Source organism: Cupriavidus sp. KB_39 (genome assembly GCF_052114485.1).
Classification (GTDB): domain Bacteria; phylum Pseudomonadota; class Gammaproteobacteria; order Burkholderiales; family Burkholderiaceae; genus Cupriavidus.
In genome coordinates this window covers 1-23107 of the sequence record NZ_JBFREV010000031.1, presented here as the reverse complement: position 1 = coordinate 23107, position 23107 = coordinate 1, and the positions used below count along the sequence as shown (strand labels likewise).

General features: G+C 61.7%; 24 protein-coding genes. 2 read left to right on the top strand and 22 right to left on the bottom strand.

Going from position 1 to position 23107, the window contains the following annotated elements; all coding sequences use genetic code 11:
* Positions 1 to 28: 28 nt before the first annotated feature.
* The 15 genes from AB4Z27_RS21105 to rfbB all read right to left on the bottom strand — a co-directional run bounded on the left by AB4Z27_RS21105 (position 29) and on the right by rfbB (position 15611).
* Positions 29 to 1408, bottom strand: a complete 1380-nt coding sequence (locus tag AB4Z27_RS21105) for a glycosyltransferase family 4 protein (RefSeq protein WP_441645171.1) — start codon at positions 1406 to 1408, stop codon at positions 29 to 31.
* 74 nt (positions 1409 to 1482) lie between these two features.
* The gene (locus tag AB4Z27_RS21100; protein ID WP_441645170.1) at positions 1483 to 2475 is read right to left on the bottom strand and encodes a glycosyltransferase family 2 protein; all 993 of its coding nucleotides are present in this window, start codon (positions 2473 to 2475) and stop codon (positions 1483 to 1485) included.
* Entirely contained in the window at positions 2472 to 3356 is an 885-nt protein-coding gene (locus AB4Z27_RS21095) for an alpha-1,2-fucosyltransferase (protein ID WP_441645169.1), read from the bottom strand. The genes AB4Z27_RS21100 and AB4Z27_RS21095 overlap by 4 nt, the downstream gene beginning before the upstream one ends.
* A 20-nt stretch (positions 3357 to 3376) precedes the next feature.
* Positions 3377 to 4327, bottom strand: a complete 951-nt coding sequence (locus tag AB4Z27_RS21090) for a class I SAM-dependent methyltransferase (RefSeq protein WP_441645168.1) — start codon at positions 4325 to 4327, stop codon at positions 3377 to 3379.
* A gap of 42 nt (positions 4328 to 4369) precedes the next feature.
* Positions 4370 to 5116: an FkbM family methyltransferase gene (locus tag AB4Z27_RS21085; RefSeq protein WP_441645167.1), complete on the bottom strand. Its 747-nt coding sequence runs from the start codon at positions 5114 to 5116 to the stop codon at positions 4370 to 4372.
* A gap of 14 nt (positions 5117 to 5130) precedes the next feature.
* Positions 5131 to 6453, bottom strand: a complete 1323-nt coding sequence (locus tag AB4Z27_RS21080; RefSeq protein WP_441645166.1) for an ABC transporter ATP-binding protein — start codon at positions 6451 to 6453, stop codon at positions 5131 to 5133.
* 3 nt (positions 6454 to 6456) lie between these two features.
* Positions 6457 to 7332 (bottom strand): ABC transporter permease, encoded by an 876-nt coding sequence (locus AB4Z27_RS21075; RefSeq protein ID WP_441645165.1) that lies wholly within the window; start codon positions 7330 to 7332, stop codon positions 6457 to 6459.
* A 26-nt stretch (positions 7333 to 7358) separates the two neighbouring features.
* Positions 7359 to 8291, bottom strand: coding sequence for a GDP-L-fucose synthase (gene fcl, locus AB4Z27_RS21070; RefSeq protein ID WP_441645164.1), 933 nt, complete (start codon positions 8289 to 8291; stop codon positions 7359 to 7361).
* Positions 8292 to 8299: 8 nt separating this feature from the next.
* Positions 8300 to 9430: a GDP-mannose 4,6-dehydratase gene (gmd, locus tag AB4Z27_RS21065; RefSeq protein ID WP_441645163.1), complete on the bottom strand. Its 1131-nt coding sequence runs from the start codon at positions 9428 to 9430 to the stop codon at positions 8300 to 8302.
* 19 nt (positions 9431 to 9449) lie between these two features.
* Complete coding sequence (locus AB4Z27_RS21060) at positions 9450 to 10865, bottom strand: mannose-1-phosphate guanylyltransferase/mannose-6-phosphate isomerase (RefSeq protein WP_441645162.1); 1416 nt, start codon at positions 10863 to 10865, stop codon at positions 9450 to 9452.
* 125 nt (positions 10866 to 10990) lie between these two features.
* Positions 10991 to 12067, bottom strand: coding sequence for a glycosyltransferase family 4 protein (locus AB4Z27_RS21055; protein ID WP_441645205.1), 1077 nt, complete (start codon positions 12065 to 12067; stop codon positions 10991 to 10993).
* 125 nt (positions 12068 to 12192) lie between these two features.
* The gene (gene rfbC / locus AB4Z27_RS21050; RefSeq protein WP_441645161.1) at positions 12193 to 12756 is read right to left on the bottom strand and encodes a dTDP-4-dehydrorhamnose 3,5-epimerase; all 564 of its coding nucleotides are present in this window, start codon (positions 12754 to 12756) and stop codon (positions 12193 to 12195) included.
* A complete protein-coding gene (gene rfbA / locus AB4Z27_RS21045) occupies positions 12753 to 13631 on the bottom strand; it encodes a glucose-1-phosphate thymidylyltransferase RfbA (protein ID WP_441645160.1) in 879 nt (292 codons plus the stop codon). The genes rfbC and rfbA overlap by 4 nt, the downstream gene beginning before the upstream one ends.
* Before the next feature lie 8 nt (positions 13632 to 13639).
* Complete coding sequence (gene rfbD / locus AB4Z27_RS21040) at positions 13640 to 14557, bottom strand: dTDP-4-dehydrorhamnose reductase (RefSeq protein WP_441645159.1); 918 nt, start codon at positions 14555 to 14557, stop codon at positions 13640 to 13642.
* Complete coding sequence (gene rfbB / locus AB4Z27_RS21035; RefSeq protein ID WP_441645158.1) at positions 14547 to 15611, bottom strand: dTDP-glucose 4,6-dehydratase; 1065 nt, start codon at positions 15609 to 15611, stop codon at positions 14547 to 14549. Before rfbB ends, rfbD begins: the two co-directional genes overlap by 11 nt.
* Before the next feature lie 232 nt (positions 15612 to 15843).
* On the opposite strand from rfbB, the gene AB4Z27_RS21030 reads away from it, so the two are divergent.
* The gene (locus tag AB4Z27_RS21030) at positions 15844 to 16692 is read left to right on the top strand and encodes a symmetrical bis(5'-nucleosyl)-tetraphosphatase (protein ID WP_441645157.1); all 849 of its coding nucleotides are present in this window, start codon (positions 15844 to 15846) and stop codon (positions 16690 to 16692) included.
* 37 nt (positions 16693 to 16729) lie between these two features.
* Here the strand turns inward: AB4Z27_RS21030 and AB4Z27_RS21025 are convergent, their stop codons facing one another.
* The 7 genes from AB4Z27_RS21025 to AB4Z27_RS20995 all read right to left on the bottom strand — a co-directional run bounded on the left by AB4Z27_RS21025 (position 16730) and on the right by AB4Z27_RS20995 (position 22262).
* Positions 16730 to 17545, bottom strand: coding sequence for a lysophospholipid acyltransferase family protein (locus tag AB4Z27_RS21025; protein WP_441645156.1), 816 nt, complete (start codon positions 17543 to 17545; stop codon positions 16730 to 16732).
* A gap of 45 nt (positions 17546 to 17590) precedes the next feature.
* Positions 17591 to 18865, bottom strand: coding sequence for a dihydroorotase (locus tag AB4Z27_RS21020; RefSeq protein ID WP_092290637.1), 1275 nt, complete (start codon positions 18863 to 18865; stop codon positions 17591 to 17593).
* Between the two features lie 40 nt (positions 18866 to 18905).
* Complete coding sequence (locus AB4Z27_RS21015) at positions 18906 to 19877, bottom strand: aspartate carbamoyltransferase catalytic subunit (protein WP_092290639.1); 972 nt, start codon at positions 19875 to 19877, stop codon at positions 18906 to 18908.
* A 61-nt stretch (positions 19878 to 19938) separates the two neighbouring features.
* A complete protein-coding gene (pyrR, locus tag AB4Z27_RS21010) occupies positions 19939 to 20463 on the bottom strand; it encodes a bifunctional pyr operon transcriptional regulator/uracil phosphoribosyltransferase PyrR (protein WP_092290641.1) in 525 nt (174 codons plus the stop codon).
* Complete coding sequence (ruvX, locus tag AB4Z27_RS21005; RefSeq protein WP_092290643.1) at positions 20460 to 20897, bottom strand: Holliday junction resolvase RuvX; 438 nt, start codon at positions 20895 to 20897, stop codon at positions 20460 to 20462. Before ruvX ends, pyrR begins: the two co-directional genes overlap by 4 nt.
* Positions 20890 to 21462 carry a YqgE/AlgH family protein gene (locus tag AB4Z27_RS21000; RefSeq protein WP_092290645.1) on the bottom strand — a complete coding sequence of 191 codons (573 nt, stop codon included), beginning with the start codon at positions 21460 to 21462 and terminating at the stop codon, positions 20890 to 20892. The genes ruvX and AB4Z27_RS21000 overlap by 8 nt, the downstream gene beginning before the upstream one ends.
* A gap of 92 nt (positions 21463 to 21554) precedes the next feature.
* A complete protein-coding gene (locus AB4Z27_RS20995) occupies positions 21555 to 22262 on the bottom strand; it encodes a pseudouridine synthase (protein WP_441645204.1) in 708 nt (235 codons plus the stop codon).
* 63 nt (positions 22263 to 22325) lie between these two features.
* Between AB4Z27_RS20995 and AB4Z27_RS20990 the strand changes: the two genes are divergently transcribed.
* Positions 22326 to 23107, top strand: a 782-nt coding sequence (locus AB4Z27_RS20990; protein ID WP_441645155.1) for a deoxyribodipyrimidine photo-lyase, incomplete at its 3' end; no start/stop codon positions are given.

Genomic DNA, 23107 nt, shown 5'->3' with positions numbered 1-23107 from the left:
GTTACTTTCACTCGCAAAACCGCCTTCTTTACGTCACAGACCGCTCAGCGGTGCTTTCCGGGCGATGCACCGCTTCAGACCCACGCAGAATAGACTCGTAGCGCTCCGCGATGCGAGCCCATGTGAACTGCTTCATCCATCGTTCGCGCGCCACGCGGCCAACCTCCGACAACGCCTCCGGCTCGTCCATCAATCGCTTCATCTCCGCCGCGAACTGCTGCGGATCGGCGCGCGTATATCCCCGCTCGTCCTTCGGCGCGGGGCAGATGAAACCGCCGCCCGTCCATCGCGCAATCTCTTCCGCATTCCCCACCGGCACGGAGAGAAAGGGGGTGCCGCCTGCGGTGGCTTCAAATAGCACTAGCGGTGAGTACTCGATATTCGAGGCGAACACGAACAGATCTGCATTCATGTACGCCTGGACCAGTTCCTGGCGCCCAAGGTCAACCTTGAGCACGTACTTGTTTGCCTGCCCGCCGGCACGCTCCGTCCAGTAGCCAATAGGGTCGGCAGATTTGCGCCAGTTTCGCGGTACCCACTGCAAACGTCCAATATCTTCCAGTTGCGCCACAGCCAATGCGGAGATGCGTGACCTTACGCCAGGCAAACCTTCCCGCCGCAACACACTGATCGACCGCCAAGCCAAGCCCGCCACCCGCCGAATTCGGCGACCGATGAAGGCGAGTACTCGCTTGGTGCCGCCGCTCTCAACGAACTGGGCTCCGGCACGAGGCCCTTCCGTGATCATCACGGCGGGAGCAGGTGGCGGATTGCCGTTCAGGATTAGTGTGACATGTCTGCGATCGCTGCGAAGTCGGGCAAACGCTTCAGCAATTTCTTTGTGCCCTTTCACGCCCGTCATGCTGCCAACCGTGAGAAAAACAAAACTTTCCTCAGGAATGCCATGGCGCCGGCGGAAATCCGGATCCTTTGGCACAAGAAACTCGATCTCACTTGCCCCATTTGGCAGGATGGTGCACGGCGCGAGATGATGCTCACGCGCGAAATCGATGTCGCGATATCGCTCCGCGTAGAAGATCAGATGGTCGAACTGCCTGAGTACGTCGGGCAGCGCCTTGAAGTATTCGGTATAGGATGGCTCATAGAGACCCGAAAAACCGCAGGGAATAAATACTTTGCGCACACGGATCTGGTCCAGTACTGGCCAGAGCGCGTCAAAAGTCCACTGCTGGGCGGCCTTGATCATGATCGCATCACCGTCGAAGGCGGTCACGAACTCGAGATAGCGTTCCACCTCCCCGTGAATGCCACGCACCGTGTTGCCCGTAATGCCGAACTCCACGATCTTCACGCCCTTGTGAGCCGAAAAGTTCCGCTCCGCCAACCGCGTAGTGGCGACCGTGACGTCATGCCCCTGCATGACGAGTCGCTCAGCAATCTGGCGCATGACCTCTTGCACCCCGCCTACGCTCGGAAAATAGAATTCGCAGCAGAACAGTAATCGCATTCCTCGCCCCCCGCTCAGCGTGGCAAAACGCCGAGTTGCCGACCGATTGCGCGCAACTTGCGCGCAATCGGTCGAGCCCAATGCATGTTGTGCTTGTGAATCAAGTATTGGTGGCGCAAGCTCTCAATGCGCGATGCCAGGCGGCGGGGTACATCGGAATGGGGCGACTCGCTCGCCAGTCTTTCCCCGGCGGCATGCACCGCTTGGCACATACGCTCGATATCGGGATGCGGGGACAATCGATGCAGGGCGGAATGCGTGAGGGCAGCCACGTCCAGAACTTCCACTGGGGGCTCCTTGTAACCCAGCACCGCAGCAAGATTCTCCGCGCAGATCAGCACCAGACGCTCTAGAAAAGGATTTGGTCCCGTGCGCGACATGCTAGCGGGTACTTCGCGATAGATCAGCAACCGCTCCGGCAGATTGGCCACGCGTGTGTGCCGCGCCATGCGCGACCAAAGCTCATAATCTTCCGGCGGCTGCCGGGCAGGATCGGTGGTATATCCTCCTACCGCCTCGATCGCCGACTTGCGCACCATTACCGAACTATGCACGAACGGATTGTTGAACAGGAGTTCAAAGCTCAAGGCGCCATGGTCAATCGGATGATCGTGCGTGCGATCAGTGGGCGCGTCACCGACCCAGATCTCGGCCGCGGAACCGAGCAGGCCATGGTCTGGATGGCGCTCGAGAAATTCCACCTGTCGGGCAAAGCGCTCGGGATGCGAAAGATCATCCTGATCCTGCCTCGCGATATAACGACCACGCGCTAGCCCGATGCCCCGATTCAATGTGCCGGCCAGTCCTATGTTGCCCTGATGAAACAGGCGAATCCGCGGATCTCGCATAGATTCAAGCACGTCAGCCGAGTTGTCCTTCGAGCCATCATTGATCAGGATAAGCTCAAAGTCGTCGCACGTTTGCGTCAGGATACTGCCGACGGCTCTTTCAACATCCGCCGCCCCGTTATAGACGGGCAAGACCACGCTGATGAGAGGTGTCGTCATAGTCGACTCCAAGAAGCCGGAATCAGATCGCTCGTATCGTGCGACGCCCCGCTGAACCAGCGTTCGGGTGCCACGACGATTTTATTCGCATGGGGATTGAGCCACGCACCCCACCAACTGAATGAGCTGTTGGCAATGATGTGGTGACGGCACGCTTTCATCAGCGCCATATCCCAGGCACCGTGGTCGGCATCATTCACATCGACAAGCGTCGCGGCATGGTCGAGCCGGAAGTTCTGACTGACCCATGCATGGTCGTCGGAAAAAACAAAGAAATGCGGTACATCGATGCGTTCTGCCACGTGATCGACCGCTGCCCGGTAATAGTCGAGCGAGCAGACGCCATGATACTGGGCAGTTTGTGCGTTGCTGACATAATCGCCGCGACGGATATGCAAGGACACCGCATTGCTGCCTGCTGCACCGATTTGCCGCGCCAGCGCCGCATTGGCATCATTCACGGGAGCCTTCAACGAGAACTCCTGTCGCAGCAGATCCGCGATGCCGCTGAAGTAGCGCTCGCTCTGCCAATAGCCATCCAGATACGCTGGCGCGCCCGCATACTCCAGACGTTCGTCATAGGCATACGTGGCTTCTCGTATTACGTTGGCTGGGCGCCGCACACCGAGGAATTTCATCGCCCGGTCAGCCAGCGAATGCGGCCGCGATGTAACGCCCGCTTGCGCGAGTTCTTCCTCGGAGGCGACGGTGGCCCAGATGGCCAGCTCGCCGAGCTCATAGCGTCGCAGATCATAGTGCTCGAACCCCGATGCATCGAGCGAAAGCGGCACGTCCAGTCGATGGGCGAGTGCGCGCCCCGTAGCATACTGGAACATCTGATTGCCGAGGCCACCTATCAGTTTGGTAATGATTTTCGACATGACGATGAACTGTAATCCGACTAAGCGATGGGAAGCTTTCGCGCTTCGACCATATAACCAACTGTAAACTGCTCGATTAGGCAGTCATTCTCTGCTTGGCTCAGTAGCCTTGGCAGCCAGTCCATCAGCACATAGGACTGCGCCGGCGTCACCCCGTTTTGCAGTTCGGTCAGTGTCCGCCCGGCACGATGTACCTCCTGGGCCACGTGGCGCAGCAATCCGCCCAGCGGCTTAATTTCAACGATCTCGCAACCAAAGTCGGCGAGGTAACGCTCGTAGAAATATGGCGAAAATCCGCCATAGAAATGATAGGGCTCCTGATGGATGCCACTGCCCAGCGGTGCTGTCAATAGCAGGCGCCCGCCGGAGGTCGTGACCCGGACAAGCTCACGCAATGCACTAATGGGATCAGGTACATGCTCCAGTACCTCCGTACAGAGCACCACATCGAACACCCCTGTATCAACCGGGATATTCGTGATATCGCAGACGTAATCGATGGCGCCGTAGTCCCAAGTTTCCCGCAGCGGTCCGTCCACGCTACCTTGGTACTGTGCGAAATCTTGCGCCTTGTAAGCCGTATGCGCGAATAACGGTTTGTAGCGACACTGGCCTGCCCCGGCGTCCAGCACGCGCGCGCCCATCGGCATCTCAGCGGCTTTCCTCGCGACCCAATCATCGCGCCAGTACGCCGAAAAATTGATGAGTTGGTCCATGTCCTCCCGCGCGGCCGCGCGATTGCCGGGATCGCCAAGCACACCTTGCAACAGCGCTTGCGCCTGCCCGGCGTCATCGGAAGCGAGTTGCTGGCCCACCGAAGCAGCAAGGCCCGGTTGAGCCTTCACCAAAGTTGCCAGGAGCGGTACGACATCTTCCGGCTGCATCCGGACACCGCGCTCCGCGGAATATGTGACTACCTTCAACAGCAATCGCTGCACGGATGCAGCCATTTTGGACATCATTTTCTTCATCTTCCTTCACCCCGACGCCAACGCATTGAATAACGGCGGCAGTCAATTGCCCTTCCACCGCGCCCGATCGACGAACAGCGTGTTGATATAGGTATCTGCGTAGGCGAAATAGCCCTGCGCGGCAAGATAATCGCCAATTTCCGGGATCTTCTCTTCCTCGCGGGTTTCACTGAATGTCAATGTTTCCACGCAAATCACGGCCGGCCGGAACCGCTTTAGGTCAAGGCTCTTGACAATCTCAATGTCCAGACCTTCCACGTCGACAGACACGAAATCAGGCGATGCACCACCGAAATGGGTCTCGATGACCGTGTTGATGCTGACGACCGGCACCTCGATAATCTTCTCGACACGATGCAAGCCCGTGCCCTCGTACCTGGCCGCTTCCGCACTTGAAAACGTGTTCAAGGTTCGCGTAGACATTACATGAAACGGCAACGCCGACACGTTCCCCTCACCAATCCCGACATTGAGGTTTACGTCTTCAGGACGCTTTACAAGGAACGCGTCGAACAGATCCGGATCAGGCTCGACATTTACGCCACGGCAACCCTGGGTGTAAAAGAAATGTGTATTGCTGAGCCGAGTGGGATGGTGAGCACCGATATCGAGATAGTTTGGCCTGTCGATGCCAATGGCCCGAAAGATGAAGTCGACAATCATGTCCTCGCCGGCTTGCGCGAAGGAGCGGCGTCCTTCGCTGACGATATCGTCACGTACTTCGCCCGCAAGCGCAGGGTTCGTATTTGACTCTCTACCGCGAAGTGTTCCCAGGATTTTTTTAAACATGCGTACGGCGCCCCTCAGAGCTTGTGACAATCCCATTTCAAACGCGGCCGGGAAACACCCGGGAGTCCGCCGGTCCAGCCATGGCGGCGCGGATCGATCAACCCCGGCTCGTAGACCTCGAAACGCAACGCGTTCTCCAACGCAAAATGCAGCGGATTCTCAAGCTCGTAGCTGCTTAGGGCGGGCATGAGATTAAAGCGGCCCGTATTGAACTGAAAGGGATCGATATGACAGACCACTTCATACTCACCAGCCATATTTGGCGGCGTGGCTTCTGGGAATGCAATGAACACGCGTCCTCCAGACTCATCGTAGAAGTGGAAGTTGGGAACAACCCTATACGGCACATCCTTGTTGACGCGATATCGCAATGCAATGCTGAACGGCTTGTCGATGTCGAGGTGGGCGGTTTCCTTGCCGTCGTGATCCCGAATGCCGCCCCCCAGACACGTCACGTAGTCCGCGCAATCGATCTGCACATTGATATCGGGGTCCGGAAACTGGAATTGTGCCTTATGCCAAGCCCCTGTCTCCGTTTCATCAGCGAGGGTGCGAACGTACGCGGTGGCGGCATCCTCGACAGGCGAAAACGAAACAACCTCGCCCTTCTTCAAATACAACGCCTTCTCGCACATCGACTTCACCGCGGCCATGCTATGACTGACGAACAGCACAGTGCGGCCAGATCCGGTCAGTTCGCGCATCCTATCCATGCACCGCTTCTGGAAAGCCTGATCGCCCACGGACAGGACCTCGTCAACGATCAAGATATCCGGATCCAGCCACGCGGATACTGAAAACGCGAGCCGGACATACATGCCGCTCGAATAGTACTTCACTGGCGTATCGATAAATTTCTCGACGCCCGAGAAACCCACAATCTGGTCGAACTTACGCAGGATCTCGGCCCGCGGCATCCCGAGGATGGCGCCATTCAGAAAGATATTCTCCCTGCCGGTCAATTCCGGGTGGAACCCTGTACCGACCTCGAGCAGGCTGGAAACCTTACCGCGAATGGTAACCTGTCCTCGAGTCGGTTCGGTGATGCGGCTCAGGATCTTCAGCAGCGTGGATTTTCCCGCCCCATTCCCGCCGATCACGGCAATGCGCTCGCCTTCCTTGATTTCGAAGGAGACGTCACGCAGCGCCCAGAATTCTTCTGTGGTTGTCGATTCGCCTTCATCCATCACGGCATTGCGCGCATGTCCGGCGCCAAATGGAAGCACTCTTGCAAGCTTACGGCCCAAGGCCTCTCGAATCGAGCGAGGCTGATTGCCAACCAGATGGTTAATCAGATACTTCTTTGAAAGGTCTTCTACCTTGATTGCAGCCGTCATGGTTCAGATCACATCCGCAAAACTGGCTTCGGCTTTTCGAAAATAGCGAATCCCGGTGAAAGTCAGCAACACTCCCGCGAACGCGGCTATTACAACGCTCGGCCAGTAAAGCTGTGTATCCCCGCCAAGAATACTCCAACGGAAACCGGCAATGATTCCCACCATCGGGTTGAGCGAATACAACAGACGCCACTTCTCGGGAATCAGCTCCGCGGAGTAGCCGACCGGTGAAACATAGATGCCTAGTTGCAGGAAAAACGGAATGAGGTGACGGAAATCCCGATACCGCACGTTCAGGGCTGCGGCCCAAAGTCCTAGTCCCATCGAGAATGTGGCAGCCAGAACAACGAAGAACGGAAGGAATAGCATATGCCAGTCGGGCCAGTGCCCGAACCAGAGCATAAGGCCGACCAGCAGAACCCCGGAAATCGTGAAGTCGACCAGACTGACCAGCATCGTGCTGAACGGCACGATCAGGCGTGGAAAATAAACTTTCGATAGTAGCTGGGCATTAGTTACCAGACTATTACTACAATCTGTCAGGGAACTCGAAAAGAAATACCATGGCAGCATGCCCGCGAACACCACAAGCGAGTATGGAATCGGCCCCGACGACAAACCCGCGATCTTGCCAAAGACCACGGTAAAGACCAGCATTGTCAGCAACGGGCGAATCAAGACCCAACCCGCGCCGATGAGCGTCTGCTTGTAGCGGACCAGAATGTCGCGCCACGCGAGGAAGTAAAGCAACTCGCGATGCATGAAGAAATCCGTCCAATAGTCTTTTGCAGACCGGCCATTGGCCAGGACGGTTATGTTGTCGCTCGCACTCATCCAATTTCCCACAAACTGCAGTCCATCCCTTCGGCGCAGGGTCATGAAACATTTTTCCCTGAGCCAAAAGGCTATTTGTTGTAGTGATCCAGGAACCACTGATAGGTGGCTGCTACCCCGTCTTTTAGTTCAATGCGCGCACGCCAGCCCAACGAGCTGAGGCGATCTGTATTCATCAGCTTGCGTGGCGTGCCATCTGGCTTGCCAAGGTCCTGAACAATACGTCCTTGGTATCCCGTCACGTTCCGGATGATTTCGCCCAGCTCGCGAATTGTCACATCAGCCCCAACCCCAACGTTGACGATGCCCTCGTCCGAGTATTGCTGCATTAAAAATGTCAGTGCATCGCCCAGGTCGTCGGCGTGCATGAACTCGCGGCGAGGCGTGCCCGTCCCCCACATCACCACCTCTTCGTCTCCGGCCGCCTTCGCTTCGTGGAACTTACGCAGCAGCGCAGGAAGCACGTGAGAGTTTTGCAGATCAAAGTTGTCGCCGGGCCCGTAAAGATTCGTCGGCATTGCCGAGATTGCATCGAACCCATACTGGCGCCGATAGGCTTGGCACATCTTGATGCCGGCGATCTTGGCCACTGCGTACCACTCGTTCGTGGGCTCCAGCTCGCCGGTCAGCAGACAGCTCTCCGGCATCGGCTGCGGCGCGAACTTCGGGTAGATGCAAGACGAGCCGAGAAACAGCAGCTTGGTGGCGCCGTGCTGCCAAGCCGAATGGATGACGTTGGTCTGGATAGCGAGGTTGTCGCGGATGAACTCGGCCGGATAGGCGTTGTTGGCATGAATACCTCCAACCTTGGCCGCGGCCAGGAACACATACTCTGGACGTTCCGCAGCGAAGAAAGCATCGACGGCAGCCTGGTCGGTCAAGTCGAGTTCCGCGTGAGTACGGAACAGCAGGTTGTCGTAGCCGGAGGCGCGCAGCCGCCGCACGATCGCCGAGCCCGCCAAGCCGCGATGTCCGGCAACATAGATCTTGTCGTGAGCTTGCATGGCCGTCTTCACTCGTGATAGTTGAATGCCTTGAAGCCGGCTTCCTTGACGAGGCTGTCGCGCCGCGCCAGATCGAAATCGGCGGCCACCATTTCGCTGACCAGTTCGGCGAAGGTGGTGCGCGGCGTCCAGCCGAGCTTCTGGCGCGCCTTGGTGGGGTCACCGAGCAGCGTTTCAACTTCCGCCGGACGGAAGTAACGCGGGTCCACGCGCACGACGGTCTCACCCGCCGCGACCCTGATCCCGGCGGCGGTTGCCTTCTGCGCGTCCACGCTGTCCACAATACCGACTTCGTCCACGCCCTCGCCTTCGAAGCGCATGGCGATGCCGAGCTCAGCGGCGGCAACGCGCACGAAGTCACGCACCGAATACTGCACACCGGTGGCGATGACGAAGTCTTCGGGATTCTCCTGCTGCAGCATCAGCCACTGCATTTCCACGTAGTCGCGCGCGTGGCCCCAGTCGCGCAGGCTGTTCAGGTTGCCAAGGTAGAGGCAGTCCTGCAGTCCGAGCGCAATGCGGCTGATGGCGCGCGTGATCTTGCGTGTGACAAACGTCTCGCCGCGCAGCGGAGACTCATGGTTGAATAGGATGCCGTTGCACGCGTACATGCCGTACGACTCGCGGTAATTCACCGTGATCCAGTAGCCATAGAGCTTGGCCACGGCATAAGGCGAGCGCGGGTAGAACGGCGTAGTTTCCTTCTGCGGTATCTCCTGCACCAGGCCGTAGAGTTCCGACGTGGATGCCTGGTAGAAACGCGTTTTCTTCTCGAGGCCCAGAATCCGGATCGCTTCCAGCAGGCGCAGGGTCCCAAGCGCATCGCTGTTGGCGGTGTACTCTGGGCTATCGAACGATACGGCCACGTGCGACTGCGCCCCAAGATTGTACAGTTCGTCCGGCTGTACTTGCTGGATGATGCGGATCAGGTTCGTGGAGTCCGTCAGATCACCGTAATGGAGGATGAAATTCCGCTGATCGATGTGCGGATCCTGATACAGATGATCGATGCGGTCGGTATTGAACAGCGAGGCGCGGCGCTTAATGCCATGCACCTCGTAGCCTTTCTCGAGCAGCAATTCTGCGAGGTAGGCGCCGTCCTGACCGGTGATGCCTGTAATAAGGGCGACCTTCTTCATTGCGTATCCTGTATTGTCTTTAAGCGCGGCCGTAAGAATCTTCGAAGCGGACGATGTCGTCCTCCTCCAAGTAGTCCCCGCACTGAACTTCAATCATGACGAGCGGCAGTTTGCCGGGATTCTCGAGCCGATGGCGGTTGCCGGCCGGAATATAGGTGGATTCGTTGGTGTTGACCAGCAATTCCCTTTCACCGTTGATCACCTTGGCCATACCACTCACGACGATCCAATGCTCGCTGCGGTGATAGTGCATCTGTAGCGACAGCGAAGCACCGGGCTTCACCTCGATCCGTTTGATCTTGAACCGGGAACCGCCCTCGAGCACGGTATAGGTGCCCCATGGGCGGTGCACCTTACGGTGGATGCGGCTGGCGGCATGGCCTTGGGAATTAAGTTGCCGGACGATTTCCTTGACGTCCTGCGCACGCGTCTTGTCCACGATCAGCAAGGCGTCGGCAGTGTCCACGACGATGAGGTCGGTGGCACCCACGAGGCTGACCAGACGGTCCTCGCTGCGCACATAGCAGTTCGACGAATCGTGCAGCAGCGCCTCCCCCTCCACGCGGTTGCCGCAGTCGTCTGCGCTGGACAGGTCGCTGATGGCGCTCCAAGAGCCCACGTCGCTCCAGCCGATCTCGCAGGGCACGACTGCCACGGACGAAGATTTCTCCATCAGCGCGTAGTCGATCGAAATGTTCGGCACCTGTTCGAACGCCACGGCGTCCAACGTTCGCTGGATCAGGTGTTCGCCGCGTAGCTGCTTCGACCGGCTCATGCATTCGCGCACCGCGTGCAGGACGTCCGGGGCATGGGCTTCCAATTCCTTCAGCRCGGTCCCGACGGTAAAGCAGAAGATGCCGGCGTTCCAGTAATAGTGACCGCTGGCGCAATATTCCACGGCCTTTTCGTGAGATGGCTTTTCTACAAAGCGGCGCACGGCGGACCCATCGGCCTCAATATAGCCATAGCCGGTTTCAGGCCCGTCGGGATGGATGCCGAGCGTGACTAGTGCACCTTTCGCGGCCAGCGCGCGCGCGCTGGCAATCGCAACGCCGAACGCTTCCTGGTCGCGAATGACATGGTCGGCGGCCAGGATCAGCAGGATTGCATCGTCGTCATGGCGCTCCGCCACGTCGAGCGCGGCGGCAGCGATCGCCGCCGCTGTGTTGCGTCCGAACGGCTCAAGAATGTAGGACGTCGCCACGCCCTGCGCGTTAACCTCGCGGTACTCGTCCTCCGTCTTGAAAAACAGGTCGCGGTTCGTCACCGTGAGAACCTCGGCGACATCCGGCAACGCGGTGGCCCGCAGAAATGTCTTCTGCAGCAGGCTCTGCGCGTCCGAAAGCCGAATGAAYGGCTTGGGGTGCAGCTCGCGCGATACCGGCCAGAGTCGCGTACCGGCTCCGCCCGAAAGAATCACAGGAACAAATGTCATAGCAATCGCCGACTTCGGCTTCCCGATAACATGAAACTTTAACATAAAGGCCGTGCAGATAAATTCATTTCATGCATGAAGCGAATTTATCTGCACTCGTCGTGCCCGTTGTGCCGCCCGTGCCGCTAGACCAGGGCGCGAATGACCTTCCGATAGTGCGCGATGACATAACGCTCGTCGAAGCTCGATGCCATCTTGGCCCGCCCGGCGTTGCCCATGCGGCGCCAGGCATCAAGGTTCCGTTGCTGCATCTCTTCCATCTTGGCCTCCAAATCCGCGGCATCGCGTGCGCGGCAGAGCAGGCCTGTCTCGCCATGATCCACGACATCCTTGCAACCAGGCACCGCCGTGGCAATCACCGGGCGGCCCATTGCGGCCGCCTCGAGCAGGGCCCGGGGAATCCCCTCCCGGTACGACGGCAACACCACGCAGTGCGCTGCGCCGATCACGGGTCGGATATCGCGCGCGACGCCAAGATACTCGATCACCCCCTCCGCTACCCAGGCATCGACCTGCCGCTGGGCGATCGCGCTCGGGTTCTCCCCCCCGGGCGGACCCACCAGCAGGAAGCGCATGTGCGCATGGCGCGCCCTCAATGCACGCGCCGCCTCCACGTACTCGCCGATGCCCTTGTCCCATAGCATCCGGGCGATCAACAGAAATCGAAACTGGTCCGGCGCCGGCTCGTCCGGCTGCGCCGGCGGCGCGAAAAAGTCCAGGTCGATGCCCTCGCCCGGTAAAACCGTGCACTTCCTGCCGTCCACCAGCCCAGCGGACTCGAACGCCATGCGATCTTCCTGGTTCAGGAACCACACCTGCCCCGAAAACCGAAGTGCAAGGCGGTAAAGCAGCTTGCTCAACACGGATACGATCCCGCGGTTGATGAACACATAGCCCAGCCCGGTAGTTACCGCGATTGAACGGATGCCGGCCAGCCGCGCCGCCATAGAGCCGTAGATGTTCGGCTTGATGGTGTAATGAAAAATCAACGCCGGTCGCACCCGCCGATACAGCGCCAGCAGTGCCCCTACGAGGCGGAGGTCCTGGATCGGGTTGCGTCCTTGGGCCGACATCGCCATCGGATGGAACCGGCAGCCCATGGCGAGCAGCGCAGGGACCTCGCTATCTTCCGGCGCCACCACATGCACTTCGTAGCCGTCACGGATCAGGTCTTCCAGCAGACCGTGCCGGAAGCGGACCATCGACCACGCCGTGTTGGCGCAGAAGAGAAGGACGCGGCGGCCCGACAGCGCATGGCTCTCGTCCCTCACGAGTGCGTCATGGCAATCACCATGCTGTCGCAGGCACTCTTCTGTCACGGTTTCCCTCAGAACGGATTCTCGGCATCCCGCAGCGGCGGCGCGGCCGCATCGCGGGCATGCAGGATCGGGGCTTCCGTGGCCGGCCAGTCGATGCCAACGTCGGCATCGTTCCAGGCAATCGCGACCTCGAACTGAGGATCGTAGTAATCCGTCATCTTGTAATGCACGTCGGCATAATCCGACATCACCATGAAACCATGTGCGAAGCCCTCGGGCACCCAGAGTTGGAGGAAATTGTCCGCGGACAGGATCACTCCCACCCACTGCCGGAACGTAGGCGATTCGCGGCGCAGGTCCACGGCCACGTCGAACACCTCCCCGGCAGTCACCCGTACCAGCTTGCCCTGCGGCCGGCGCGTCTGATAGTGCAGGCCCCGCAATACGTGCCTGAAGGAGCGCGTCACGTTGTCCTGCACGAACTCTCGCCGGATGCCTGTCACCTGCTCGAACACCTTCGCGTTGAAACTTTCCATGAAATGTCCGCGCGCGTCTCGGCGCACCCGCGGCGCCACGATCAGGACATCCGGAATCGAGGTTGGCGTGGCCAGGAGGGCCGGTTGCTCACTCATCGGGATTTTTCCGAGATCAGGCCGTGGAGATATGCGCCGTAAGAGTTCTTCGACAGGGCATTTGCCATCTGCTCGACGGCCTCGGCGCCAATCCACTTGTTGCGGAACGCGATCTCCTCCGGACACGCAACCATGAGCCCCTGCCGCTTCTGCACCGTGGCGATGAAGCTGGCGGCCTCGAGCAGCGAATCATACGTGCCGGTATCGAGCCACGCGTAGCCCCGGCCTAGCACTTCAACTTCGAGCTGCGACAACTCCAGATATCGCTTGTTGATATCGGTGATTTCCAGTTCACCGCGGGGCGACGGACGGATTTCGGCGGCAATATCGCAGACTTGGTTGTCATAGAAGTACAACCCGGTCACGGCATAATTTGAGCGCGGGCGGACAGGCTTCTCTTCCAGCGACAACGCGCGAAACTGGTCATCGAACTCGACCACGCCGTAGCGCTCCGGATCGTGGACGTGATAGGCGAACACGGTCGCACCGCGCTCCCGAGCGGTCACGTCCTTGAGTTGCCGGATCAGCGCGTGGCCGTGGAAAATGTTGTCGCCGAGAATCAGCGTCGAAGGATTATTGCCAACGAAGTCACGGCCGATCAGGAACGCTTGCGCAAGCCCATCCGGCGACGATTGCACCGCATACTGCAGGCTCAGGCCCCATTTGCTGCCATCGCCCAACATCTCTGCAAAGCGCGGCGTATCTTCGGGCGTCGAGATTATCAGGATGTCCCGGATCCCCGCCAGCATCAGCGTGGAAAGCGGGTAGTAGATCATCGGCTTGTCGAAGACGGGCAGCAACTGCTTCGACACCGACAACGTAATCGGGTAGAGCCGCGTGCCGGAGCCGCCGGCCAGAATTATGCCTTTGCGCATGGTCCAGTTCAGGAAAGTATCTGATCGATCAGGTAGTGCACGCCGTGCCGCCACTCCGGAAGATGAATGTCAAACGTCTCACACAACTTATCGGTGTTTAACCGGCTGTTGGCCGGGCGCCGCGCCCGCTGCGGCCAGGCCGAGGTTGGAATTGCGGCAATGGCTTCGGGCTTCAGCCGCAACGCCGCGCCCCGCGCCAGCGCATAGCGGACCACTTCTCTGGCATAGCCGTGCCACGACGTCTCGCCGGCGGCCGCCAGGTGCCACACGCCACCGTGCGCGGCCTCAGCCCCGCGCTGCCCCCAAAGCCTCGCCACGACATGCGCGGTCGCATCCGCCACGAGCGCTGCCGTGGTCGGTGCGCCGAAACAGTCGGCAATGACTTCCATCCGATCCCGCTCGGCTGCCGCTTTCAAGATGCTCCGGGCGAAATTTTTGCCATGCGCACCCGCCACCCACGAGGTCCGCAGCACGATAGCTCTTGCGCCGGACTCGGCGACGGCCTGCTCGCCGGCTAGCTTGCTTCGGCCATAGACGGACAAGGGATTCGGCGCATCCGATTCGACATAGGGCCGGTCTGCGGCGCCATCGAAGACGTAGTCGGTAGAGTAATGCACGAACAGGCTGCCGAGCGCCTTCGCTTGCATCGCCAGTACGCCCGGGGCCGCAGCGTTCACGGCGAAGGCTCGCGTCTCGTCCGTCTCGGCATCGTCGACCGCCGTATAGGCTGCGGCGTTCACGATCACGTCCGGACGCACCGTGCGGACAAGCGCCTGCAGCGCATCGGCATCGGCCAGATCGCAGGCGGCACGATCCACCGCTATCACATGGCCAAGTACCGCCATACTTCGGCGCAACTCGAAACCGACCTGCCCGTTGCTTCCCGTTACAAGAACCACACGAGCACGATGTGCCTTACGTGGCATATTGCATCGCCACCCACGATCGGTACTCGCCCGACATCACGTCCTGCGCCCAGTCCTGATTGTCGAGATACCACTGTACGGTCTTTCGCAATCCGCTTTCGAAGGTCTCCGCAGGTTTCCAGCCGAGCTCCCGCTCCAGTTTGCGCGCGTCGATCGCATAACGTCGGTCATGGCCTGGCCGGTCTTTCACGAACGCAATCTGATCGCGATAGGAACCGCTCGCTCGCGGCTTCAGTTCGTCGAGCAAGTCGCAAATCGTATGGACGACTTGGAGATTGGTTTTTTCGTTCCAGCCGCCGACGTTATAAGTGTCGCCAAGTCGGCCCCGCGTCAGCACCTCGCGGATTGCGGAGCAATGGTCGCGCACGTAGAGCCAGTCGCGGACATTCTGACCATCGCCATATACTGGGAGAACCTTCCCCGCCAGTGCATTGGCGATAATCAGCGGAATCAGCTTCTCCGGAAAATGGTAAGGGCCGTAATTATTCGAACAATTGGTGGTCAACACCGGCAGGCCGTACGTATGGTGATACGCGCGCACCAGATGGTCCGACGCGGCCTTGGAGGCCGAATAAGGACTATTCGGCGCATAGGCTGTGGATTCGGAGAACTGGGGATCACCGGGGCCGAGCGAGCCGAAGACTTCGTCCGTGGAGACATGCAGGAAGCGGAACCCCGCCCGCGCCTCTACATCGAGCCCGGACCAGTAAGTCCGCACCGCTTCGAGCAGGGTAAATGTGCCGACGATATTCGTCTGGACAAAATCGGCCGGCCCGTGAATGGAGCGATCCACATGGCTTTCCGCAGCAAAATGCAAGACCGCGCGCGGACGATACTCGGCCAGCAGCGCATCGAGTGCTGCCCGGTCGCAGATGTCCGTGCGGGAAAAAATATGGCGGGAATCGTCTGCCAGCACAGCGAGGGACTTAAGATTGCCGGCGTAGGTCAGCTTATCGACGTTGACAACACTGTCTGCGGCAGGCTCACTGAGCCAATCGAGGACAAAATTGGCGCCGATAAACCCTGCTCCGCCCGTAATCATTATGTGCGACAAAACCTTGCTCCTGCCTATCGATATGTTTCGAGTGTCCGGCAACAGCCGGGGCACCGCCTCATCCCTTTCAGGATGGCGGATTGCTTAGTCCTTGTGGAGGTGACGGTATTCTATCTGAGCAACTCCTGCCGCTCTGGCCCAATCCTCAACTTTTTGTAGCCTCTTGTAACCTTCGGCGAAAACGATTACGCGGAAATGCGAGCACTTCTTAATTTCCGGACAACCTGCAAAGATGCCCAAACTCCCCAACCCAACGCCGGTCCCGTTCGCCATTGGCGATCCGCAGGGCTGTGCTCAGTCCCTAGCGCCGCTTCTCGCTCAACTTCCGGGGGAGGCCCCCCTTCGCTTCGCCGGCGACCTCGTCAATCGCGGCCCGGCTTCGCTACAAACCCTTCGCATGGTCAAGGACATGGCGCCGCGTGCTCGGACCGTGCTGGGCAACCACGACATCCAYCTGCTTGCCGTCGCWGCCGGSGTGCGCAAGAAGAGCAARTCGGACACCYTGGACGACATCYTSGCCGCCYCMGATTGTGAYGAYTTACTCACATGGCTGCGCCATCAGCCGCTAGCGATCCTGGAGAATGACTTCCTGATCGTCCACGCCGGCGTGCTGCCGCAATGGACCGCGACGCAGGTCGTCGATCTCGCGGGCGAAGTGGAAGCGGAGCTGCAGGGGCCCAACTGGCAAGACTTCCTCGGCAATGTCTTCGGCAACGCCGCGGATCGCTGGCAAGATGACCTGACTGGCATCCACCGCCACCGCGTGGTCGTGAACGCCCTCACCCGCCTCCGCTTCTGTTCCGCGGACGGGGTCATGGATCTCAAAACCAAGGAAGGTCCGGGCGGCGCGCCAAACGGCGTCATGCCCTGGTTCGATGTGCCCGGCCGCCGTACCGCCGATGTCACCGTGGTCTGCGGACACTGGTCCACGCTCGGACTGATGACGCGGCCCAACCTCATGGCGCTCGATACCGGTTGTGTCTGGGGTGGCAAGCTGACGGCCGCCCGACTCGCATCCGATCCGGCGGACCGGACCATCGTCCAGGTCGATTGCCCGCAGTATTCTGATCCGCTCGCCTGAGTCCGTCAGCCCCGCGCCAGCGGGGAAGCCGTGAACCTCAGTTCATGGCAGCGGACACCGGCGCCAGTGCCGGCGCGGGCTGGTGAAGCCGGTCGGCCACGGCGATGGCAGCCTCCGGCGTCCCCTGTGCGAGGTGAACAACCACTTCCCGCGCCGACTCCGCCAATTCCCGCCGACTCGCCGACTGCGCCATCAGCTGCGGCCCAAGCGTCAGCCGCGCCTTGATCGGCGGCGACCGCAATATCATGTCGAGCGAGTCCAGCAGCGACAAATCGCCGATATAGGCCGGCGCCGCCGTCGGTTCGCCGGTGGCTGCGTCCAGATACCGCAGCCCCACCGGTTGCACCGGCAGCCCGCCCGCCACTGGGGCCTGCATCAGATTGGCATGGAACGGCAGCACCTCCGTCCCATCCGTCGTCGTCCCCTCCGGGAACACGCACACCAAGTCACCGTCGCGCATCACCTCGGTAATGTGATGGAGCACCCGGTGCGCGTCCCTTTTGCGTCCACGCTCGATGAAGATCGTGCCGGTCTTCTCGCATAGCCAGCCGACGAGTGGCCAGCTACGGATCTCGGACTTCGCCACGAAGCGTGCGGGATGCCAGCTATGGATCACATAGATGTCGAGCCAGGAGATGTGATTCGCAACCATCATCGCGCCACGCGGCGCGGGCTGGCCGGGCGCCAAACCCTGCACCTCCACTTCCACGCCACACAGCTTCAGCAGCTTGCGCGACCAGTTGCGGATCAGCCGCTCGCGCATCGCCACACTCGCCCACGGGAACACCGTGGCGCAGATCAGCATGCCGCGCAGCATCAGCAGGATGAGGCGCGTCTTGCGTAACCAGATCATCGTAAGGGCTCTCGGATGATATTGATCGACTAAGATCCGTGCTGATCAGCGCGCTTCGTGCACGATCTGGCCACCGACCAGCGTCATGCGCACGCGCCCTTCCATCTCGTAGCCGAGCCACGGCGAGTTCTTGCCCTGGCTCTTCAGCGCGCTACGCTCCACCTTCCACACCTGTTTCGGGTCGAACACGCAGACGTCTGCCGCGCTGCCGGTGGCCAGCGTGCCAGCACCAAGGCCGATCACGCGGGCCGGCTCACTGGTGATGCGCGCCAGCGCCTTCACCAGCGGCACCTTGTGCTCGTTGGCCCAGCGCAGCGTCAGCGGCAGCAGCAATTCCAGGCCGGTGGCGCCGGGCGAGGCCTCGTCGAATGGCAGCAGCTTCTCGTCGTCGTCCACTGGGGTATGGTCCGAGCACAGCGCGTCGATGGTGCCATCGGCCAGGGCGGCGATGATGGCATCCCGGTCCCGCGCACTGCGCAGCGGCGGCGAGAAGCGCATCTGGCTATTGAAGAAGCCGATGTCCACGTCCGTCAGCGCCACATGGTGCATGTTCACGTCGCACGACACCCTCAGCCCTTCCTTGCGCGCCTGCCGCACCAGCTCCAGCCCGGCCGCCGACGACAGCCGGCACAGGTGCACGCGCGCGCCCGTGGTGCGCATCAGTTCGAAGATCGTATGCAGGCGCACGGTTTCGGCGATCACCGACACGCCCGAGAGGCCCAGCCGCGACGCCACCGCGCCACTCGCCGCCACCCCGCCGCCGAGGAACGGGTCCTCGGGACGCAGCCACACCGTGTAGCCGAAGGTCTGCGCGTACTGCATCGCGCGCAGCAGCACCTGGGTATTGCGGATCGGCATCTCGGCCTGGCTGAAGCCAACGCAGCCGGCCTCGGTCAACTGGCCCATCTCGGTCAGGATCTCGCCCTTGAGGCCCAGCGTCAGCGCGCCCAGCGGGTAGACGTGGGTCTGGTTGAGCGTGCGGGCGCGGAACTTCAGCATTTCTACGAGGCCCGGCTCGTCCAGCACCGGATCGGTGTCGGGCGGGCAGACCAGGCTGGTCACGCCGCCGGCGGTGGCGGCGGCCACTTCGGATTCCAGCGTCGCCTTGTACTCGTAGCCCGGTTCACGCAGCCGCGCGGAGAGGTCCACCAGCCCCGGGCAGACGATCAGCCCGCGGGCGTCGATGGTCTTGTTGGCGTTGAAATCGGCCGGTGCGCGGCCCACGCCGACGACCTTGCCGGCGGCGATAAACAGGTCTTGCTCGGCGTCGAGGTTCGCGGCCGGGTCGATCAGGCGGCCACCCTGGATGTGAATCTTCATGTTCTGTCGCTTGGCGTTCGGTTGTTCGGGGGAGCCTGACTCAATCATTGTTGCCGGCGACGATGCCCATCACCGCCATGCGCACGGCGATGCCGAACGTCACCTGGTTCAGGATCACCGATTGCGAGCCATCGGCCACGGCGGAGTCGATCTCCACGCCGCGGTTCATCGGYCCCGGGTGCATGACGATGGCATCGGGCTTGGCCAGCGCCAGCCGCTCCGGCGTCAGCCCGTACGCCTTGAAGTATTCCTGCGCGGACGGCAGCAGCGCGCCGCTCATCCGCTCGTTCTGCAGRCGCAGCATGATCACCACGTCCACGCCCTTCAGGCCCTCTTCCATRTTGTGGAAGACGCGMACGCCCATCTGCTCCAGCCCGGACGGCAGCARCGTGCGCGGCCCGATCGCGCGCACTTCCGGCACGCCGAGCGTGGTCAGCGCGTGAATGTCCGAGCGCGCCACCCGCGAATGCAGGATGTCGCCGATGATCGCCACCGTCAGGTTGGTGAAATCCTTCTTGAAGTGACGAATCGTGTACATATCCAGCAAACCCTGCGTCGGGTGTGCGTGGCGGCCGTCGCCGGCGTTGATCACGTGGACGTGCGGCGCCACGTGCTCGGCGATCAGGTACGGCGCGCCCGAACTGGCGTGGCGCACGACGAACATGTCGGCGGACATCGCCGAGAGGTTGTTGATCGTGTCCAGAAGCGATTCGCCCTTGCTGGTGGAAGACGCGTTGATGTTCAGGTTCAGCACGTCGGCGGAGAGCCGCTTGGCGGCAATCTCGAACGTGGTGCGCGTCCGCGTGGAGTTCTCGAAGAACAGGTTGAACACGCTCTTGCCGCGCAGCAGCGGCACCTTCTTCACGTCGCGGTCCGAGTCGGAGAGCGAGACGAACTGGCTGGCGGTGTCGAGGATGTGCGTGATCATGTCACGCGACAGCCCCTCGATCGACAACAGGTGCTTCAGCTCGCCATTCTTGGTCAGCTGCGGGTTGCGGAACATCTTGGTCATGGCAGGTCGGGCGCGGGCAGGGTCGGTCTGGGTGGCTTGCGGAGGTGCGGGTCGGGGCCGGTCAGGCACGGGCTTCGGTGGCGAAGGCGAAGCGCGTGGCGGCACCCTCGCCCTGGCGGGACAGCACCAGGGTCTTGTCTTGGGGCAGTTCGATGGTGGCCGCGGCAAAGTCGGCGGCAATCGGCAGGTTGCGCCCGCCGCGGTCGGCCAGCACCACCAGCGCCACACGCCCCGGGCGGCCGTAGTCGAACAATTCGTTCACGGCGGCGCGAATCGTGCGGCCGGTGGCCAGCACGTCGTCAATCAGCAGGATGTTGCGGTCCTGCACGTCGAACGGCAGCGTGGTCGGCTCGGCCTGGCTGTGCAGGCCCTTCTTGGCGTAGTCGTCGCGGTGGAAGGCCACGTTGATCACGCCATGGCTGTCGAGCTTCAGGTCCGCTGCCAGGCGCTCGGCAATCCAGGCGCCGCCGGAGTAGATGCCGGCCACGGACCAGTTGGCGCGCTCGGCCGCCGGCATCAGCGCCTGGGCCTGGTCGCGCAGCGCGTGGTAGAGCGCCTCGGCGTCGGGAGTGGAGGTCTGGGTCATAGCGGAAGCTCGTCGAAATACTGTTGCAGGATGATGCGGGCGGCCTCGGCGTCCAGCGCGCCGCGCTTCGCCCCAGCCATGGCGGCGGCGCGGGAGCTGTAGCGCTCGTCCACGAAGGCCACTGGCAGGTCGAAGCGGCCGTTCAACTGGTTGCCAAAGCGGCGCGCAAGTCGCATGGAGGCTTGTTCGGCATCGTCGGGGCCGGCTTCGGGGTTGACCGGCATGCCCACCACGAACTGCACCGGCGTCCAGTCGCGCACCAGCGCGCTCACGGCCTCGAAGCGGCCTTCCACGGTCACATTGGGAAGAATGGTCAGCGCGCGGGCCTGCCGGGTGATGAAATTACCGAGCGCCACGCCGATTTTTTTCTCGCCATAGTCGAAGGCGAGGACGGTGCCGTCCGGGGGCGTCGCGCGCCCCGCCTGATCAGGCATGCCCCGCCTCGCCCGAGAGCATCGTGAAATCTATGCCCAGCAGGCGCACTGCGGCGGCGAACCGCTCTTCGGGCGGCACGCTGAAAATAATCTCGGGATCGGCCTGGACGGTCAGCCAGCCGTTGCGGCTCAGTTCTTCCTCAAGCTGCCCGGCGCCCCAGCCGGCATAACCCAGCGTGAGCAGGAACCGGTGCGGCCCGCTGCCGTTGGCCACGGCTTCGAGCACGTCCTTGGAGGTGGTCATCTCGAGCCCGCCCGGCACCGCCAGCGACGACACATAGACACCGACCGGATCGTGCAGCACGAAGCCGCGCTCGGTCTGCACCGGGCCGCCGAAGTAGACAGGCTGATGGGCCACAGGCTGGATTTCGAGCTTGAGATCGATCTTGTCGAACAGCGTGGCCATGTCGATGTCGATCGGCCGGTTGATGACCAGGCCGAGCGCGCCGCGTTCGTTGTGCTCGCAAAGGTAGACCACGGAACCCGAAAAAGTCGGGTCGGCCATGCCGGGCATGGCAATCAGGAACTGATTCGTGAGATTGATTGGAGCTTCGGGCGTCGCCATGGCTGCATTTTATCAAATCGCTGCCGGTCGGCCCGAAACTTTCTGCCGGCCTGCGCAGCATCCGTCACCGGAGGGTTCGTCGATGCGGCCCGTCAGTCGGCCGGCTTCAGCGCGGCCAGGTCGTCCGCCGTGAGCCAGCGCCATTCGCCCGGCGCCAGGRCCGGGTCGAGCTGCAGGCGGCCGATGGCACTCCGATGCAGCCCGCTCACATGGTTGCCGGCGGCTGCCACCATGCGTTTCACCTGRTGATACTTGCCCTGGATCAGCGTCAGCCGCAGGCTGTGTTCGCCGGTGATCTCGCAGCCTTCGGCGGCGATCGGGGCCGGTTCGTCGTCGAGTTTCACGCCGGTGCGSAGTGCCTCGGCCTGCGCCTCGGTCACGGGCTCGGCCGTGGTTACCTCGTAGAACTTCGGCACCTTGCGCTTGGGCGAGGTCTGGGCGTGGATGAACTGGCCGTCGTCCGTCAGCAACAGCAGGCCCGTGGTGTCGTGGTCGAGCCGGCCCACGGCCTGCACTTCGCGCTGACGCAGCGGCACCGGCAGCAGGTTGTAGACGCTCTCGTGGTGTCGCGGCCGCTGCGAACACTCATAGCCGGCGGGCTTGTGGAGCATCAGGTAGGCCTTGGTGCAGGCCAGCCACGCCTCGCCATCCACGGTCAGTTGCAGGCCATCCACCTCGAAGCGTGCGCCGGGGTCTTCGCATAGCTCGCCGTTGACCTCGACGAGCCCGGCGGCCACGAGGTCGCCACAATAACGGCGCGTGCCGAAGCCTTGGGATTGCAGAATTCGATCGAGTGTCATGGCCATGGGAATGCTCTGAAATGCGGATGTGATGCCGGGGTATCCATATGTTAGGGTACGACGATGCCAAGATCGTCCCAGCCCCAATCGATGGATGCCGCCGGCCGCGCGCCGTATCGTATCGAACAACGGTTCGAACGCGGCCTGGTCTGGTTCCGGCGCGACCTGCGCGCCGACGACCACGCGGCGCTGCATTATGCCCTTAAGCACTGCCGGCAGGTATGGTGCGTGTTCGTCTTCGACCGCGAGATCCTCGATCCCCTGCTGGAACGGGGGCTCCAGGCCGACCGTCGCGTCGACTTCATCCTGCGCTCACTGGCCCCGCTGCACGCGGCCCTGAGCCAGTGGGGCGGCGGTCTGATCGTGCTCGATGCCATGGCGCGCGAGGCGATCCCGCAACTCGCGGCCGCCCTGGAAGCCGAGGCGGTGTTCGCCAACCACGACTACGAACCGTCCGCCAACGCCCGCGATGCCGCCGTGCGCGACGCGCTGGCCGCCGACGCCCGCCTCCTGTTCACCTTCAAGGACCAGGTCATCTTCGAGGCCGACGAGGTCCTGAACGGCCAGGGCGCGCCATTCGCCGTGTTCACGCCCTACAAGAACGCGTGGCTGCGCACGGTGCAGCCGTTCGACCTGCGCCCCTATCCTGTGGATAAGTACCGTCGCGCGCTGGCGCCGGTACCGGGCGAGTATCGTCGGGACCTGCCCACGCTGGCCGACCTGGGCTTCGCGCCGAGCAACCTGCCCGAGATCGCCATGCCCACCGGCTCGGACGGCGCCCATGCGCTGTTCGACGAATTCCTGGACCGGATCGGCGACTACGGCCAACGCCGCGACTTCCCGGC

What these genes read in the sequence shown, in the direction of transcription:
- AB4Z27_RS21105 (WP_441645171.1), bottom strand. Translation starts at nt 1,408, where the DNA reads ATGCGCCAGATTGCTGAGCGACTCGTCATGCAGGGGCATGACGTCACG.
- gmd (WP_441645163.1), bottom strand. Translation starts at nt 9,430, where the DNA reads ATGAAGAAGGTCGCCCTTATTACAGGCATCACCGGTCAGGACGGCGCC.
- AB4Z27_RS21090 (WP_441645168.1), bottom strand. Translation starts at nt 4,327, where the DNA reads ATGAAGAAAATGATGTCCAAAATGGCTGCATCCGTGCAGCGATTGCTG.
- AB4Z27_RS21025 (WP_441645156.1), bottom strand. Translation starts at nt 17,545, where the DNA reads ATGATCTGGTTACGCAAGACGCGCCTCATCCTGCTGATGCTGCGCGGC.
- AB4Z27_RS21095 (WP_441645169.1), bottom strand. Translation starts at nt 3,356, where the DNA reads ATGTCGAAAATCATTACCAAACTGATAGGTGGCCTCGGCAATCAGATG.
- AB4Z27_RS21080 (WP_441645166.1), bottom strand. Translation starts at nt 6,453, where the DNA reads ATGACGGCTGCAATCAAGGTAGAAGACCTTTCAAAGAAGTATCTGATT.
- fcl (WP_441645164.1), bottom strand. Translation starts at nt 8,291, where the DNA reads ATGCAAGCTCACGACAAGATCTATGTTGCCGGACATCGCGGCTTGGCG.
- ruvX (WP_092290643.1), bottom strand. Translation starts at nt 20,897, where the DNA reads ATGCCTGATCAGGCGGGGCGCGCGACGCCCCCGGACGGCACCGTCCTC.
- AB4Z27_RS21055 (WP_441645205.1), bottom strand. Translation starts at nt 12,067, where the DNA reads ATGGTCCGCTTCCGGCACGGTCTGCTGGAAGACCTGATCCGTGACGGC.
- AB4Z27_RS21000 (WP_092290645.1), bottom strand. Translation starts at nt 21,462, where the DNA reads ATGGCGACGCCCGAAGCTCCAATCAATCTCACGAATCAGTTCCTGATT.
- rfbC (WP_441645161.1), bottom strand. Translation starts at nt 12,756, where the DNA reads ATGAGTGAGCAACCGGCCCTCCTGGCCACGCCAACCTCGATTCCGGAT.
- pyrR (WP_092290641.1), bottom strand. Translation starts at nt 20,463, where the DNA reads ATGACCCAGACCTCCACTCCCGACGCCGAGGCGCTCTACCACGCGCTG.
- AB4Z27_RS21075 (WP_441645165.1), bottom strand. Translation starts at nt 7,332, where the DNA reads ATGACCCTGCGCCGAAGGGATGGACTGCAGTTTGTGGGAAATTGGATG.
- rfbA (WP_441645160.1), bottom strand. Translation starts at nt 13,631, where the DNA reads ATGCGCAAAGGCATAATTCTGGCCGGCGGCTCCGGCACGCGGCTCTAC.
- AB4Z27_RS21020 (WP_092290637.1), bottom strand. Translation starts at nt 18,865, where the DNA reads ATGAAGATTCACATCCAGGGTGGCCGCCTGATCGACCCGGCCGCGAAC.
- AB4Z27_RS21085 (WP_441645167.1), bottom strand. Translation starts at nt 5,116, where the DNA reads ATGTTTAAAAAAATCCTGGGAACACTTCGCGGTAGAGAGTCAAATACG.
- rfbD (WP_441645159.1), bottom strand. Translation starts at nt 14,557, where the DNA reads ATGCCACGTAAGGCACATCGTGCTCGTGTGGTTCTTGTAACGGGAAGC.
- AB4Z27_RS21100 (WP_441645170.1), bottom strand. Translation starts at nt 2,475, where the DNA reads ATGACGACACCTCTCATCAGCGTGGTCTTGCCCGTCTATAACGGGGCG.